Origin of the sequence: Rossellomorea vietnamensis (genome assembly GCF_008180615.1) — a bacterium.
GTDB classification, from domain to species: domain Bacteria; phylum Bacillota; class Bacilli; order Bacillales; family Bacillaceae_B; genus Rossellomorea; species Rossellomorea vietnamensis_D.
Genome location: NZ_VTEH01000002.1, coordinates 204,218 through 220,505 on the forward strand (window position 1 = coordinate 204,218; position 16,288 = coordinate 220,505).

Annotated in this window: 12 protein-coding genes; all 12 read right to left on the reverse strand. The window is 42.0% G+C overall.

Annotated features, from left to right (window positions below; all coding sequences use genetic code 11):
- Positions 1-328 precede the first annotated feature (328 nt).
- The gene (speD, locus tag FZC79_RS04330) at positions 329-709 is read right to left on the reverse strand and encodes an adenosylmethionine decarboxylase (RefSeq protein ID WP_006837820.1); all 381 of its coding nucleotides are present in this window, start codon (positions 707-709) and stop codon (positions 329-331) included.
- Positions 710-1,350: 641 nt separating this feature from the next.
- Positions 1,351-2,373 (reverse strand): glyceraldehyde-3-phosphate dehydrogenase, encoded by a 1,023-nt coding sequence (locus FZC79_RS04335; protein ID WP_148945617.1) that lies wholly within the window; start codon positions 2,371-2,373, stop codon positions 1,351-1,353.
- Between the two features lie 1,095 nt (positions 2,374-3,468).
- Positions 3,469-4,071: a dephospho-CoA kinase gene (gene coaE / locus FZC79_RS04340; protein ID WP_148945618.1), complete on the reverse strand. Its 603-nt coding sequence runs from the start codon at positions 4,069-4,071 to the stop codon at positions 3,469-3,471.
- A gap of 22 nt (positions 4,072-4,093) precedes the next feature.
- Positions 4,094-4,726, reverse strand: coding sequence for a sporulation membrane protein YtaF (ytaF, locus tag FZC79_RS04345; RefSeq protein WP_148945619.1), 633 nt, complete (start codon positions 4,724-4,726; stop codon positions 4,094-4,096).
- Between the two features lie 160 nt (positions 4,727-4,886).
- Positions 4,887-5,711 (reverse strand): DNA-formamidopyrimidine glycosylase, encoded by an 825-nt coding sequence (mutM, locus tag FZC79_RS04350; RefSeq protein WP_148945620.1) that lies wholly within the window; start codon positions 5,709-5,711, stop codon positions 4,887-4,889.
- A gap of 21 nt (positions 5,712-5,732) precedes the next feature.
- The gene (gene polA, locus FZC79_RS04355) at positions 5,733-8,360 is read right to left on the reverse strand and encodes a DNA polymerase I (RefSeq protein WP_148945621.1); all 2,628 of its coding nucleotides are present in this window, start codon (positions 8,358-8,360) and stop codon (positions 5,733-5,735) included.
- 321 nt (positions 8,361-8,681) lie between these two features.
- The gene (hflC, locus tag FZC79_RS04360) at positions 8,682-9,617 is read right to left on the reverse strand and encodes a protease modulator HflC (protein ID WP_148945798.1); all 936 of its coding nucleotides are present in this window, start codon (positions 9,615-9,617) and stop codon (positions 8,682-8,684) included.
- A complete protein-coding gene (gene hflK, locus FZC79_RS04365; protein ID WP_252183242.1) occupies positions 9,610-10,572 on the reverse strand; it encodes an FtsH protease activity modulator HflK in 963 nt (320 codons plus the stop codon). The genes hflC and hflK overlap by 8 nt, the downstream gene beginning before the upstream one ends.
- A 295-nt stretch (positions 10,573-10,867) precedes the next feature.
- Positions 10,868-12,649 carry a two-component system histidine kinase PnpS gene (gene pnpS, locus FZC79_RS04370; RefSeq protein ID WP_148945623.1) on the reverse strand — a complete coding sequence of 594 codons (1,782 nt, stop codon included), beginning with the start codon at positions 12,647-12,649 and terminating at the stop codon, positions 10,868-10,870.
- Positions 12,646-13,365 carry a response regulator transcription factor gene (locus tag FZC79_RS04375; RefSeq protein ID WP_113928465.1) on the reverse strand — a complete coding sequence of 240 codons (720 nt, stop codon included), beginning with the start codon at positions 13,363-13,365 and terminating at the stop codon, positions 12,646-12,648. Before FZC79_RS04375 ends, pnpS begins: the two co-directional genes overlap by 4 nt.
- A gap of 1,220 nt (positions 13,366-14,585) precedes the next feature.
- Positions 14,586-15,062, reverse strand: a complete 477-nt coding sequence (locus FZC79_RS04380; RefSeq protein WP_148945624.1) for a MaoC/PaaZ C-terminal domain-containing protein — start codon at positions 15,060-15,062, stop codon at positions 14,586-14,588.
- A 201-nt stretch (positions 15,063-15,263) separates the two neighbouring features.
- Entirely contained in the window at positions 15,264-16,202 is a 939-nt protein-coding gene (gene mdh / locus FZC79_RS04385) for a malate dehydrogenase (RefSeq protein ID WP_148945625.1), read from the reverse strand.
- Positions 16,203-16,288 lie beyond the last annotated feature (86 nt).

Consider the following 16,288-nt stretch of genomic DNA (forward strand, 5'->3'; position numbering starts at 1 on the left):
GTGGTGGATTTTTGCTGAGATATGTATGAGGTTGGGGGCGCTACGGTCGGGAGTGGTGGATTTTTGCTGAGATATGTATTCGGCTGGAGGGGCTTCGGACGTGATGGGCGTTTTTCTTTTAGACATTTATCAAGTAATAACTTCCAGTAGTGAAGATATGACGGGATTAGTCAGAACCAGTAGGCACCGACCCTAGTACTCTTAACTGAAAACATTAATACACGCAGGCGCCTAGTTTAGCTCTAATATGAAAAGTCCTCAACCTGAAAAAGGGAGTCTTGCTCACAAAAAAAGAGCCATTCTAAGAATTAGAAGGCTCCGTGATTTTTTATAATGCGTTCACTTTTGATTGTTTCACTTGTACAGGACCCATGCCGCGCGGTAATTCGATATTCTCGCGTGTTTGTGCATTTAGGGCTTCAGCTATATAATCAGCAGCGATATTAGGATCAAGATCACCGCATGTATATACATCAATGCTCGCATAACCATGTTCAGGAAAGCTGTGAATCGTCAAGTGAGACTCTGAAATGATCACCACTCCGCTTACACCTTGAGGAGCAAACTTGTGAAAGGCCACCTCGCGAACTTCTGCACCTGATTTCAATGCAGCATCTACAAACGTTCTTTCAATCTCATTTACATCGTTTAACTTGTCAAAATCGCAACCCCATAATTCAGAGATTACATGTCTACCCATTGTTTCCATTTGTTGTTTCCCCCTTTGACATAATTTTTTTCGTCAAAATGAACCTATCCTTCGGCAACATAATAACTACCACGGGGGAAAGTTAGTCCGAAGAGGTCCTAACCCTTTAAGTAGTTAACAATATTTACAATTGCGTTCAAGAAGTTCACGAAAAATAGTATACTTTGTTTAAATCAGATTTGCAATAAAAAAGTTAAATATTTTCATTGATTGATTTTTGGGTGAAGCGAGACTAGTTAAGGTTCATATTGAAAGGCTTTTCAGATATTTTACATCACCGGACAAAATGATCTAAGCTTTCCCTCGTTTTGACTTCAGCCCTTACTATGTGTTTTCCCGCTAGTCCGGTATTTTACTCATACACTAGTGAGGGTTCTATTACTGATCGCGAGGAGCTCTAGAGTTACTTTATTGTTGATGATTTGCGAAGGACTTCGTATGGACATAATCACCCTGTTATAATTCGAATTTCCTCTGTAGCAGGGAGTTTACGCATTAAACACCCTTTTATTTCGAGTCGCTCTCTCTTGAGCAGCGCATTTCTCGGTTTTCCATTTTAAAAAGTGAGCCTCGAAAGCCCGATCCTTCTCTTTGTAAAACACAAAAAAGCCGGGAAAAGATTCCCGGCTTCTCGAAAGCTTTTATACATTCACACTAGATTTCAGCTGCTGCGCAACATACTTTGCCAAGTCCACTACCCTGCAGGAATAGCCCCACTCATTGTCATACCATGCGAGTACCTTCACTTTGCGGTCACCGATGACCATAGTGGATAAGCCGTCGATAATCGCGGAATGAGGATTTGTATTGAAATCAATAGATACCAATGGTTCTGTTGTGAACTGCAGGATTCCTTCCAGCGACCCTTGAGAAGCTGTAATCAGCGCCTCGTTGATTTCTTCCGCTGTAACCTCTCTTTTTACATCCACAACCAGGTCGACTAGCGATACATTCGGTGTAGGAACACGTAAAGCCATTCCGTGAAGCTTGCCCTTCAGCTGAGGAAGCACCAATGATAATGCTTTCGCAGCACCCGTCGTTGTAGGGATGATCGATTGACCGCAAGCTCTTGCTCTTCTCAAATCTTTATGAGGATTATCGATATTCTTCTGATCATTTGTGTAGGCGTGAACTGTTGTCATCAAGCCATTTTCAATACCAAACTGCTCATCCAGCACTTTTGCTACAGGTGCAAGACAGTTTGTAGTGCAGGAAGCATTTGAAATGATGCTATGCTCTTCAATTTTTAGAGCGCTTTCATTTACGCCCATCACAATTGTCACATCTTCGTTTTTCCCTGGTGCTGTAAGAATTACTTTTTTAGCACCGGCTTCTAGATGCAGGCTTGCTTTTTCTTTCGAATTGAATTTCCCTGTTGCTTCTATTACGATATCAATCTCAAGATCTTTCCATGGAAGTTCTCTTGGATCGCGATTGCTGATTAGTTGAACGCGTTTGTCATTCACAATGATGGCATTTTCTTCAGTTGTTACTTCTGCGTTGAATGTGCCATGATTTGTGTCATACTTAATTAAATGAGCCAGTGTTTCTGGAGGATAGCTCGCATTGATTGCTACTATATCAATATTCTCATCTAATATCGCTTTTCTGAATACCATTCTCCCAATACGCCCAAAACCGTTGATTGCCAATTTCGCCTTCATTAATCCGGCTCCCCTCTATATAAACGTTATACTTTATGTGTGTTTCAATTAGCATTAGTATAACATATTTACCAAAAAACTGAATGATTAATTTGCATATTTTAAATGATTAATTATTCCGAATTTTCACTTCACAGTACTCTTAACGCTTTTTCACGAGCACAAAGTTCATTAAGGTTTTTTTGACCCAGGCTTGCCTGAAATTGTCTGGCTGTAAAGCTGCCTTATTAAAATATGAGTGATCTATTCATGAAATTCCTCATTCTCTTTTAAAATCATAAAAGAACAGCATTTAGACCAGTAAATGTGCTAAAAGGAAAAATAGTGGTCTTTCATTTTCGCTCTATTCACAAAAATTGTAGCTGGTTCTTCAAATTACCATGCCAGTATCTTCATAGCTCCTTGACTTAATGGTACGTTTCCAAGCTAATCATGCCAGTATCTTCTTAGCTCTTTGACTTAATGGTACGTTTCCAGACTAATCATGCCAGTATCTTCTTAGCTCTTTGACTTAATGGTACGTTTCCAGACTAATCACGCCAGTATCTTCTTAGCTCTTTGACTTAATGGTACGCTTCCAAACTAATCATGCCAGTATGTTCTTAGCTCTTTGACTTAATGGTACGTTTCCAGACTAATCATGCCAGTATCTTCTTAGCTCTTTGACTTAATGGTACGTTTCCAGACTAATCATGCCAGTATCTTCTTGGCTCCTTGACTTAATGGTACGTTTCCAAGCTAATCATGCCAGTATCTTCTTAGCTCTTTGACTTATTGGTAGGTTTCCAGACTAATCATGCCAGTATCTTCTTGGCTCCTTGACTTAATGGTACGCTTCCAGACTAATCATGCCAGTATCTTCTTGGCTCCATGAGTTATTGGTACGTTTCTCTCCTATTTCCTCATTTTTATAAGGGTATCTCTAAAACTACTAGCAAAGTTTTTATAAAAGAGCTTTTCTTTTATTCTCAGGCTTTTATTGACCCAGATGGACCAGCCTGAAACTCGATTAAAGCTATCCTGGGAGGTTAAAAATATAACCTCCTAAATACAATCAAACAAAAAAGAAGCTGAATGTTCAGCTTCCTTACAAAATTACGGTGTTAAGTTCCATCGGCCAAGAAGATCATCCAATTGAACGCCCGTTTCACTGATAGTTCCTCTGTTATCCAATATGGCATCTGCCAGATTTCTTTTCTCGTCCAGACTCATCTGGGAATTCACCCTGGCTTCTGCTTCTTCCTCTGTCAATCCGTTTCTCAACATAAGCCTGGATAATTGGGTGTCTCTATCTACATAGACAACAACTGTTTTCTCAACCATCCAGGTTAGATTGCTTTCAAAAAGCAATGGAATATCCATCACGACAGTCTGCTTTCCATCTTCAAAGGCTTTCTCTTTTTCAGCCAGCATCTCAGCTCTTACTGCGGGATGCACAATCCCGTTCAGCTCTTTCCTGCGCTCTTCATTATGGAAAATGATGCTTCCGAGAGCGGCGCGGTCCAGAGTTCCTTCCTTATTCAGAATGTCCTGACCGAATGTCTCGACTATTTTTAAATAAGCTGGCTCTCCAGGTTCCACGACCTTTCGTGCAGCTAAATCTGCATCCACCACTGTGAACCCTTTTTGGGCAAGAAGGCTGGATACTGTACTTTTTCCGCTGGCGATCCCGCCAGTCAGGCCGATAATTGATGTCATTAGCAGTCATCCTTTCTTCCATTCAGAAACGCAGCACGCCAATCAGTATTAAAAGCACTCCCGGCAGAAAAGATAATTGCTTCACCCATCCCATATGGGCACAGCTCTTTCCGATTCTCAAGCCCGCCGACAGGAACACGATACTCATCATCATGACTGAAAAAGCGAGAAGCAAAGGAGAATAGCCCAATAAAGCCGCTCCTATACCTGCACCGAATGCATCAAGAGAAAGGGCGAGGCCCAGCATGATCGCTTCTACGCCTGTTATTGTTCCTGACCGGTCAAAGTCTGCCGCCATCGGCCTTTTAAGAATATTGATTACGAGCCCGATTGATTCTATTTCGAAATTAAATAAGATTTTCTCTTCGTCTACAACTGAATCTTTTCTGGATGTGAAGAATTGCAGAAGCACGAAAGCACCGATCGCAATAAGAATGAGCCCGCCGATCCTATCAGCAGCTCCTTCTGACAGGAAACCTTCCGCTGAGCTTCCTATCGACATCGCCGCCAGCAGTGAGCCGGCTGAACATACAGAAATAATCACAATGGACCTCAACGGCATCCCCATTTTCCTTAGGCCGTAAGTCAGCCCGGTGCTGAAGCTGTCAAGGCTTACGGCGAACGCAAGCATGAATAATAAAAGTGTTCCACCCATGTTGTAAAGCTCCTCCTCCTTTAATAAATCAAGAGGATGGCAACCAGGATTGCTGGTGTCTGGTTTCCTCCATACGCTCATAGCTACGTTAGTATATGGAGAGAGCTTATCAGGTGTTAAGTACTTTTTATTCTGCTCAGATTAATAAAATCCCCAGCCCTTACTTCTGGCAGTTTGGACAGAAGTGTGTGCCTCTTCCTGCCGTTACATTTTTTTCAATGCTTTTGCCGCATGTTCTGCATTCTTCGTTCTTTCGACCGTAAACGAACAGCTGCTGCTGGAACATTCCGATTTGTCCTTGTGAATTCACATAGGAGCGGATGGTGCTGCCTCCCTGCTCAACCGCCTCACTTAACGTATCGATGATTTCCTTATGCAGCTTTTTCATTTCAGTTTTTTTGATGCTCTTTGCCTTTCTCGCCGGGTGTATCCCGCTTCTGAAGAGGGCCTCGTCTACATAGATATTCCCCAACCCGACCAACACGGTTTGATCCAGAAGGACCGCCTTAACTGCACGCTCCGTCTTGGCCAGTTTCTCAGTGAGATGCTCTATTGTAAAATCCGATGAAAAAGGTTCTGGTCCCAGCTGTGACAACGGCAGATGCAGGGATTCTTCTCCCTTTGGAAATAAGTGCATCGTCCCGAATTTCCTGACATCCTTATATCTTAATTCTGTGCCGTCTTCAAAATGGAAAATGACATGGGTGTGCTTATCGACAGGTTCTTCCCCTGGGAAAACACCATATCGGCCTTCCATCCTCAAGTGTGATACCAGTGAATGGTGGTCTGTCTGCAGGATGAGAAATTTCCCCCTGCGGTCGACTCCCTGAATGGTTTCACCTTGCAGAGACATCTTAAATTCTTCCACTTCGTCAGGAAGCTTGACCATTTTAGGCCAAAAAACTGAAACTGAATGAATTCTTTTTCCTGTAACCAATTCAGCCAGTGTTCTTCTGACGGTTTCCACTTCTGGCAGTTCCGGCAAATCAGTTCACCCGCCTCATCATTATTTTGCGTCGTACCATGTCGGGCCGTAAGAATAGTCCACTTTTAATGGAACCTCCAGCTCAATGGCATTTTCCATGACTTCCGGTACGATTACCTTTAACCTTTCAATTTCATCTTCTGGTGCTTCAAAAATCAATTCATCGTGCACTTGCAGAAGCAGGCGTGTTTGAAGTTTCTCTTTCTCCAGTCTTTCCGCCATCTCGATCATCGCTTTTTTGATAATATCCGCTGCACTTCCCTGTATTGGCGTATTCATTGCTGTCCTCTCTGCAAAGCTGCGCAGGTTGAAGTTACGGCTGGTGATTTCAGGAATATATCTGCGTCTTTGGAGCAGTGTTTTAACAAAGCCATTCTGCTTCGCCTCGCCGATAATGTCATCCATATATTCCTTAACACCCGGGTAGCTGTCCAGGTACCTTTGAATAAATTCTCCTGCTTCTTTTCTTGTAATGCCCAGACTTTGGGATAGACCAAAGTCACTGATTCCATAGACAATGCCGAAGTTGACGGCTTTGGCATGTCTTCTCATGTTGGAGGTCACACTGTCTGCCCCTACATGGAATACATCCATCGCTGTTTTTGTATGGATATCCATCCCTTCCCGGAATGCATGAATCAGTTTTTCATCGCCTGCGATATGAGCCAGCACCCTCAATTCAATTTGAGAGTAGTCCGCGGCGAACATGAGCCACCCTTTGTCAGAAGGAACAAAAGCCTGTCTGATTTTCCGGCCTTCTTCCAGTCTGATCGGAATATTCTGCAGGTTTGGATCTGTTGAACTGAGTCTTCCCGTTTGGGTCAGTGCTTGATTGAATCGGGTGTGCACTTTATTTGTATCCTCATGGATGACCTTCAGCAGACCTTCTAAGTAAGTTGATTGCAGCTTTCCAAGCTGACGGTAGTGAAGGATATGATCTACAATTTCATGCTTGGATTGCAGTTTTTCCAGTACATCTGCTGAAGTAGAGTAGCCGGTCTTGGTTTTTTTGACCACGGGCAGTTCTAATTTTTCAAATAAGATGACTCCGAGCTGTTTCGGGGAATTGATATTGAATTCCTCTCCAGCCAGTTCATGAATTTTCTTTTCGAGTGTATCGAGCCTTTCAGCCAGCTCTGACTTCATTTCTCTCAATCGCTCCGTATCCACAGCAACCCCTGTGTATTCCATTTCAGCAAGAATGATGGCAAGCGGAAGTTCCAAATCGGTAAATAACTGATATTGGTCATTCTTCTCCAAAGCTTCTTCGCATGTACTTTTCAATTCAAAAACCACGTTAGCTTTTCTTGCCAGATGCTCTGCCAGTCTACTTTCTTCAGGAACCTTTCTTTTTGCCCCTTTTCCGTAGACAGCTTCATCGGACTCAATAGCAGAAGCACCATGTTTTCTCGCCACACCAGCAAAATCATCGGCAGATTCAGCCGGGTTTAAAATGTAGGAAGCAATCAGCAGATCAAATTCAACACCATTCAGTTCGATTCCCTGTCTTCTCAAGGAAACGATGGATCTCTTGGCATCAAAGACAGACTTCTTATTGTTTTCATCTCCCGCCCATTCCTTAAAAACATCTGATTCAAGGGCCGTTTTCAATGTAAAAAAGTAATTTCCCTGGCTGTTTCTCATGGTAATTCCAACGATATCACCATTAAAATAGTTATCTTCCATTACTTCAACGTATAAGGAAGACTCCTCTTTAAGGTGCTCGTCCTTAATTTCGGATAAAATTTCAAAAGAAACATCCAGCAGATCCTGCTCCTCTTCCACTGTTTCTCCCATTTTTTCCAAAAGTGAATTGAAACCCAGCTCCTTAAAAAATTCCTTTAACTTTTTGTCGTCGCTTCCTTCATAGTTCAATTCCTCTAGAGAAACCTCTATCGGCGCTTCACGAAGGATCGTGGCTAGTTCTTTACTCATCACAGCCTGGTCCTTATTCTCTTCAAGCTTTTCTTTCAGCTTTTTACCGCTGACTTCATCAATGGACTCCAATAGCTTCTCAAGGGTCCCGAATTGCTTTAATAACTTAATGGCTGTTTTCTCGCCAACGCCGGGTACTCCGGGAATGTTATCGGAACTGTCCCCCATCAAGCCTTTCATATCAATGATTCTGTCAGGTGTGATTTCCCATTTCTCCATGATATGTTCCGGAGTGTATATCTCGATATCCGTGATGCCTTTTCGGGTAATGCCGACTGTCGTGGTTTCAGAGCTAAGCTGCGTCAAGTCTTTATCTCCGGAAATGATTTTCACTTCGTATCCATCTTTTTCCGCTTGAAGGGAAAGAGTCCCTATAATATCATCCGCTTCATAATTCTCCAGCTCATACCTTGGAATTTGATAAGCGTCCAGCAGTTCTCTTATATAAGGAAATTGTTCAGACAGTTCTGGCGGTGTTTTCTGTCTGCCGCCTTTATACTCGCCAAAAGTTTTATGCCTGAAGGTCGTCTTTCCGGCATCAAATGCAACCAGAATATGAGACGGGTTTTCTTCTGACATTATTTTTTGCAGCATGGTGGTAAAACCGTAGACCGCATTCGTATGTACCCCTTTTTCATTGTTCAATAAGGGCAGGGCAAAAAAGGCGCGATAAGCTATACTGTTACCGTCGATCAACACTAACTTTTTCTTCATGAATGAACCTCCCGGGTCAAGGATTATGTTTATTTCATTTAAGCAGCAAATGGCAGAAGAAGCTCTGTGCAAAACATAAGCACATGGATAAATAACCTTTTCTCCTCCGGCTGCATTACATATGTTTTCTTAAAGATTGGTTCTCAAAATGTTCCCGCTTGTATGCAGGGGTGATTTAGCGGAAATTAACTGTCTTATTCAAAACCAACTACAAAACGACAAAAAACCGCTATCTTTCCTTCATTCTATCATGTTCAGAATAGAAAGGAAAAATAACGGTACCGGCCGCAGCGGGCGCCGGCTTTCTTATAAAATTACGTTTTACTCAGTATAACCGCTTAATAATTGTGCATATGGAGAGTTAGAAGGAAGTACCAGAACAGTCTCTCCATCGACTGTCTTCTTATAGGACTCTAAGGTTCTGAATAACTGATAGAAATCAGGGTCCTTTGAAAAAGACTTGTTATAGATCTTAGCTGCCTCGGATTCTCCTTCTGCTCTGATTACATTGGCATCCGCCTTCGCAGTAGCAAGCAGTTCAGTGACTTCTCTGTCTGTATCTGCCATGATTCTCTGCTTTTGAGCGTCACCCATGGACAAGTATTCCTGCGCTGTCTTTTCCCTCTCCGAAATCATAGCTGTGTATACAGCTTTTTCATTTGTTTCCGGTAAGTCGGTTCTCTTCATTCTTATATCCTTTACAGTGATGCCAAAGTTACCATTATCAAGTAGTTCATTTACTCTTTCGGTAACTTTATCGTTGAGGCTGCCTCGATTTGATTTTTCATCATTGATAATCTCGACATAATTCAATTTCCCCAATTCAGCCCGGACAACAGAATAAATGAATTCTTCCATTCTGGCTTCCGCATTAATGACGTTTCTCGCATTGGAAATCATCTTTTTGGGATCTTCTATTCTCCAGACGGCATAGTTATCGATCATCATTCTTTTTTTGTCTTTCGTATTGATTTCTGCTTCTGAGACATCATAGGTCATTTGATATTTAGGAAGAGTAGAGACTGACTGGATGAATGGAATTTTATAACTAAGGCCAGGCTCTTCTTCAATCCTTACTACCTCACCAAATTGGCGTATTACCCGGTATTCTCCTTCTTTAACAATAAAAACATTTAGGATAATAAGAAGCAGGACTGCAATTGCCGCTATTAAAAAAATTCCCAGCTTCGTATACTTTCTCCACTGTATTTCAGGTTTTTTCATATCATTCAAGTTGGTAATATTGGAATCACTCATTACCAGCATTCCCTTCTTGACCTTGAACAGGCTTTTCTTTTTCTAAAGGACGAATCGGAAAGTACTTCATTGTGTTTCCATCATCGTTCATGATATAAACTTCGGCATCAGGCAACACCTGCTCAAGCGTTTCCAAGATGAGACGCTGCTCGGTAATCTCCGGATTTCCTTCATATTCTGCATATAATTTATCAAAAACAGCTACATCTCCACGTGCCTGCTCAATTCTGGCTGCTTTATCTCCTGTAGCTCTGGAAAGGATTGCATCCTTCTCACCTTTTGATTCGTTCAATCTTTGATTTTGGTACTTTTCGGCTTCATGGATCTTGGTATTCATCATTTCCCTTGCATCCGTTACATCTGTGAAAGCTTTTCGGACATCCTCATTCGGCAGCTCGACATCCTGGAGCTTTACTCCGATGACAGATATGCCAATATCATATTTATCAATCAGTGTAACAAGCAAATCTCTGACCTCGGCTTCGATTTCTGCTTTACCGGAAGTTAACGCCTCATCAATTTCCGTGCTTCCGATGATACTTCTTAATGAAGAGGAAGTCGAATCATATAAAATTTCTTTAGGATCTTCGGCATTGAATAAATATTTTTCAGGGTTCGTAATTTTCCACTGAACGACCATATCAGCCAGGACAATGTATTCATCCCCTGTGATCATCTTAGTTTCTTTAGGGAACTCAACAATCTCCCCATCTTTTTCTTCATAGCCGAACTGAAGACTGAATGTTTCTTTAGACAATTTCTCAACTGTCTGAATCGGCCACGGCATTTTGAATTTAAGGCCGGACTCTGTTATCGGCTCCCCTGCTTCTCCGAACGTCAGAACGATTGCCTGGTCGGACTCATCCACTGTGTACCAGGTTGTAAAAAGAACAACGATCAAAACGAGGGCCCCCGCTATCATACCGGCAACCTTATAAATTTGCTTCAGGCTCATTTCCATACCCCTCTCTATCTCAATACCTTACATACGGTTAAATAACAAAAAAGTTTCAGGGGCATTACAAAAAATTAAATTATTAACAATTTGAATTGGTAAAGGGTGGGGGAAAAAGAAGAAAAGTATGATGATAGAAACATTTGAATTAAAAATAGAAAAGGTGAGAACGGGGTCAGTTCTCACCTTTTCAGGGCTCCTTGGATGAAGGGGTTTTCACTTAGTATACTAACAGCCTATTATTAAGCTACGTTGAAAATAATGTAAAGACTGTGTAAAGTTAGTATTTTTTTAACTATTCCTTTTCAGAATCTTCCTGAAGGAATTTTTTAAATAGAGTCACTTTAAATGTTGTTCCTTCGTTCACTTTACTTTCAACCCCGATCTGCCCTCCATGAGCCTCTATCAAATGCTTTACAATGGCGAGCCCAAGCCCTGTTCCTCCCGAATCACGGCTCCTTGCCTTGTCAACACGGTAGAATCTTTCAAAAATGCGGGGAATCTCTTCTTCATCAATTCCTATTCCGCTGTCCTTAATCTCTATCACCACTGTGGACTCTGTTTGACTTACCGAAACCGTAACCTTGCCTTCAGCGGGAGTATAGGTGATGGCATTGCCGATCAAATTGATGAACACCTGCTTCATTCGCATTGAATCCACTTCTGCCACAGCAGGTTCATCCGCAAGCAGAGTAAGCTGAATTTCTTTTTTCTCCGGCTTTTTCTCCAGGATTGCAACCACTTCCTGTAAAATCACACTGATATCAGCATTATGTACATGCAGTTGGAAGCCTTGCTTTTCCATTTTGGATAAGTCCAGTAAATCCGTGATTAAAGACTGCAGCCTGTCGCTCTCATTGAGAATAATGTTCAAAAATGCTTTGGTTGTCTCTTTATCATTCATTGCTCCATCCAGTAACGTTTCACTGAACCCTTTTATTGAAGTAATGGGTGTCCGAAGCTCATGAGAAACATTTGCTACAAAATCCTTCCGCATCTGTTCAAGCTTTTTCAATTCCGTTATATCGTGGAAAACCAGGACGATGCCCTTCCATTCTTCTTTCGTCCCTATTATAGGAGCTCCATAAACCTCAAAGTGTTTCCGTTCGATCTGTAAAGGGAGCAGTAATTGCTTTCTCACCTTTTGCTCCGTCATGAAAATTTCTTCCACTAATTTATTGACTTCTGGAAACTTGATCACATCATAATAACGCTCATTGACAAAACGTTCTGAAGTGATAGAGAAGAATTCCTTGAAAGCCTTGTTCGTCATGATTGCATATCCTCTATGGTCAATCAGAAGCAATCCGCTTCCCATATTTTCGATCAAGGTAGTCAATCGATTCTGCTGAATTTCCTGAGACGATGTCATTTCCTGCAGATTCCGGGCAAGTATATTGATGGATGTACTTAACATACTGGTTTCATCCATCCTGTCCTCATATGTCCTGGCCCGGTAGTTTCCTTTAGCTAATTCCATCGCTACACCAGTTGCTGAATCAATCGGCTTTGTATAACGTGAAGTGATCCTTGATCCAAGCATGATGATGACCACCAGCGCCATGCCGAGGGAGATCGACAGAACAGCCCAAATCTGTTTATAGCCTGCTACCAGGATGTCAACACGGGAACTCAGGATTAATAATGAAGACTCCTCTCCATCACCTATCGGCTGCCAGTAGTTCACAACATCATTCTCATTTTTCAACAATTCCGCCTGCTGCAGACCGCTGTTCCACTGTTCCGCGATTTCATAAATAGCTTCATTTTGAACCTCTGGATCAATTTCCGCAAAAGGACCGCTGTCTTTCAAGATATTTCCATCCGAACCGGTGATTGTGACACGGATATCAAGCAGGCTGCTGATCTCTTCTATCTGTTCGTCAGCAATGGATTGCGGCTCTTGGTTACTGATCACCTCATTGACAATCAGCTTGGCCTCTTTCTCAATTCTATGATTAAAAGATTGAAGATAATAGCTCTTGAAAATCTGGCCTAACAGCAAGCCAAGCCCAATAAGTACCACAATGATCAACATGATCAAAGCAAATAGGAGGCGTGACCTGAACTTAATCATGAACCTTTTTGCTCTTCCAGCTTGTACCCAAGACCGCGGATGGTTTTGATATAAACCGGCTTCTTGGTATTCGTTTCAATCTTGTCTCTTAAATGGCTGATGTGTACATCGACAATTCTTGTATCTCCGGCAAAGTCATAATTCCACACAGCACTCAGCAGCTGATCGCGGGTCAAGACCCTGCCCCTGTTCTCCGTCAAGTAGAGAAGAAGCTCAAATTCCTTGGGAGTCAGCTCCAGAAGAGTGCTTCCAAAATAGGCTTCATATTGTTCTGGATACACCTTCAATTCCCCAACTTGCAGGTAATCCTTTTGTTCTGCACGCAAATGTTCTGCGGCATCTATGACAGCCTGGCTTCTTCGCAGGATGGCCTTCACCCTCGCCATGACTTCCCTCGGGCTGAATGGTTTGGTCATATAATCATCTGCACCAAGCTCAAGGCCCAGCACTTTATCAAACTCATCATCCTTAGCAGTCAGCATAAGAATCGGGATCATCACTTTCTGCTGTCTTATCTGCTTGCAGACTTCGATTCCGTCAATCTTTGGAAGCATCAAGTCAAGGATCATTAAATCAGGAACCTGCTCTAATGCCAAATCTCTTCCTTCCTCTCCGTCATTCGCCGTGATGACGGTATATCCGGCCTGCTCCAAGTTGTACTTCAGCAGGGTGACAATCGATTGCTCATCGTCTACTACAAGAATCTTTTTGCTCATTAATGTGTTCCTCCGTATACCTGTATTAAAAACCCCATCATCCAAAAATTATTTAGTTATAACTTCATTATAATATAAAAACAAGGGAGATTCCCATGTCTATCGCAGATTTCCTATTGTCAACCCTTTCCCTTGTAAAAAAATTACGTGTATTAGTCATTATTTCGCTTTTTTATAGCTGTTTCTTAACTTGCATGAATGATTGTTGATTTATGTACGTGTCGGTCTTGCGGGGCACATTAAGAATGGGTTTTCTTGAGTTGATGTATCTCACTCGGACTGCGAGGTACATCAAATGGGGATTTTACTGGTTTGATGTATCCCGCTCGCACAGCGAGGTACATCAAATGAGGATTTTCTTGTTTTCATGTATCTCGCTCGGACTGCCAGGTACATCAAATGGGGATTTTCCTGTTTTGATGTATCCCGCTCGGACTGCCAGGTACATCAAATGGGAATTTTCTTGTTTTGATTTATCCCGCTCGCACAGCGAGGTATATAAAATGGGGATTTTCTTGTTTTGATGTATTTCGCTCGGCTGGTGGTGTTCATCAACTATCACGAAAATCCTTAATTGCTCTTACTCTCTAACAAGCCGTCAATTTTGAAATTCGCAGGTTAACTTAAGGCTCAACATGATAGCTTTTTCTCACAGTACAGATTAGCCGGCTGCTTTATCAATTCCATATAGGGGAAGAACTTTATCTCTACAACACCATTTATCCCTTTGGCTAAAATTCATGCCCCTTAAACACCCTTTATACAGCATCATATTTCCCTTTGGCTAAAATTCATGCCCCTTAAACACCCTTTATACAGCATCATATTTCCCTTTGACTAAACTTCATGTCCCTTAAACACCTTTTATACAGCATCATATTTCCCTTTGACTATACTTCATGCCCCATAAACACCTTTTATACAGCATCATATTTCCCTTTGACTATACTTCATGCCCCATAAACACCTTTTATACAGCATCATATTTCCCTTTGACTATACTTCATGCCCCATAAGCACCTTTTATACAGCATCATATTTCCCTTTGACTAAACTTCATGCCCCTTAAATACCTTTTATACAGCATCACTACCACATAGTGAAGGGAGAATTTTTTATACCACACTATAAGCTCTGGCCCTCCGGCATAGCCAGGGGTTATCAAGACTATCAAAAAAACTGCCCGGCTTCACAAGCCGGGGCAGTCTCCTAATACTTCTTTAAAAATTTTCTAATGCATGTCCATTCATTTTCTCTAATTTATGCGGAGGACAAACATCCACTGATCCTTTGATAACCGTCTCTTCCTGCTCATTTGTGGCAATCACATCAATTGTAACCAAGTGGCTGCTGCTGTCTATATTCTTTACTTCGAAAAGAAATTGGATCGTCTCATAATGGTATACAGGTTTCGGAAACTCTAGTTCCTGTTTCATGATATGTGAGCCTGGGCCCGGCAGATACTTTGATACTGCTGAGTTAATGATTCCTGTCAGCATGATAGCAGGTACCAGCGGCTTCTTGAATGGAGTCTGTGATGCATAGTCATGCTGGATATACAAAGGATTCGCATCATTTGTCAAACCTAAATATAGAAGGAGATCTTTATCTTCAATCTTCTCTGTGAGTGTCAGCTTCTCTCCTACTGAAATATCATCAATCTTCCTACCCGGCTTACGTTTTTTACCTAATAACATAGCTGGCGCACCTCCGTTGTAACCGTTTACAATTAAGAATAAAAGAAATACTCTTTATTGTCTGTCTATTTATATTTTACCACTAATAGTATAACCTTACAAAGGAGATTTTTTCAGGAAAGTTAAATTATTGTTATTCTGACATTATTGACAGCAAAAAAAAACCGAATCCAGCAACCAGGATCCGGTTTTTTCGTGTGATTATTTTAATACATCCATAACATTGCGTACAGAATCCGCAGACTTTGAAAGTGCTGCTTTTTCGTCTTCTTCCAATTCCAGTTCGATGATCTCCTCCAACCCATTTCCGCCTAGAATCGTTGGTACACCAAGGTAGATACCATTGAATCCATACTCGCCTTCAAGGTAGGCTATGGCAGGAATAACTCTTCGCTGGTCCTTAAGAATGGCTTCTGTCATTTGAACAAGTGAGGCAGCGGGAGCGTAATAGGCACTTCCGTTACCCAATAGGCCAACGATTTCTCCGCCGCCTTTTCGTGTCCGTTCCACTATGGCATCCAAACGTTCCTTAGATATCAATTTCTCAAGAGGAATTCCGCCGGCATAGGAATACCGCACAAGCGGAACCATGTCGTCTCCATGGCCGCCCAATACAAATCCAGTTATATCTTTCACAGACAGGTTCAATTCTTGAGCAACAAAAGTACGGAAGCGGGCTGTATCAAGCACTCCGGATTGACCGATGACACGGTTCTTAGGGAATCCGGACTCTTTGAATACTGTATAAGTCATGGCATCGACTGGATTCGTCAGCACGATGATGATGCTCTCAGGAGAATACTTAACGATTTCCTGCGTTACCGATTTCATGATCTTTTGGTTCGTCTGCACAAGATCATCCCGGCTCATTCCCGGTTTTCGGGCAATTCCCGCAGTGATTACTACGATATCAGATTCCTTCGTATCTTCGTAATTCGATGTACCGGTGATTTTGGCATCGAATCCTTGGACAGGGCTTGCTTCTTCCATGTCCAAAGCTTTTCCTTTAGTCGGATCTTCCATTTGAGGAATATCTACGAGTACTACATCTCCGAGTTCTTTCTGGGCAAGCATCAATGCTGTTGTTGCCCCGGTGAATCCGCCGCCGATCACTGAAATTTTCTTGCGTCTGATTGCCATAAGAATCTCCTCCAATTTCAAGATATAAGTACAAAAGCGCAAGCTCCTTGTGCAGCCTTTACAGACAAATGTACCGGATAGATAAT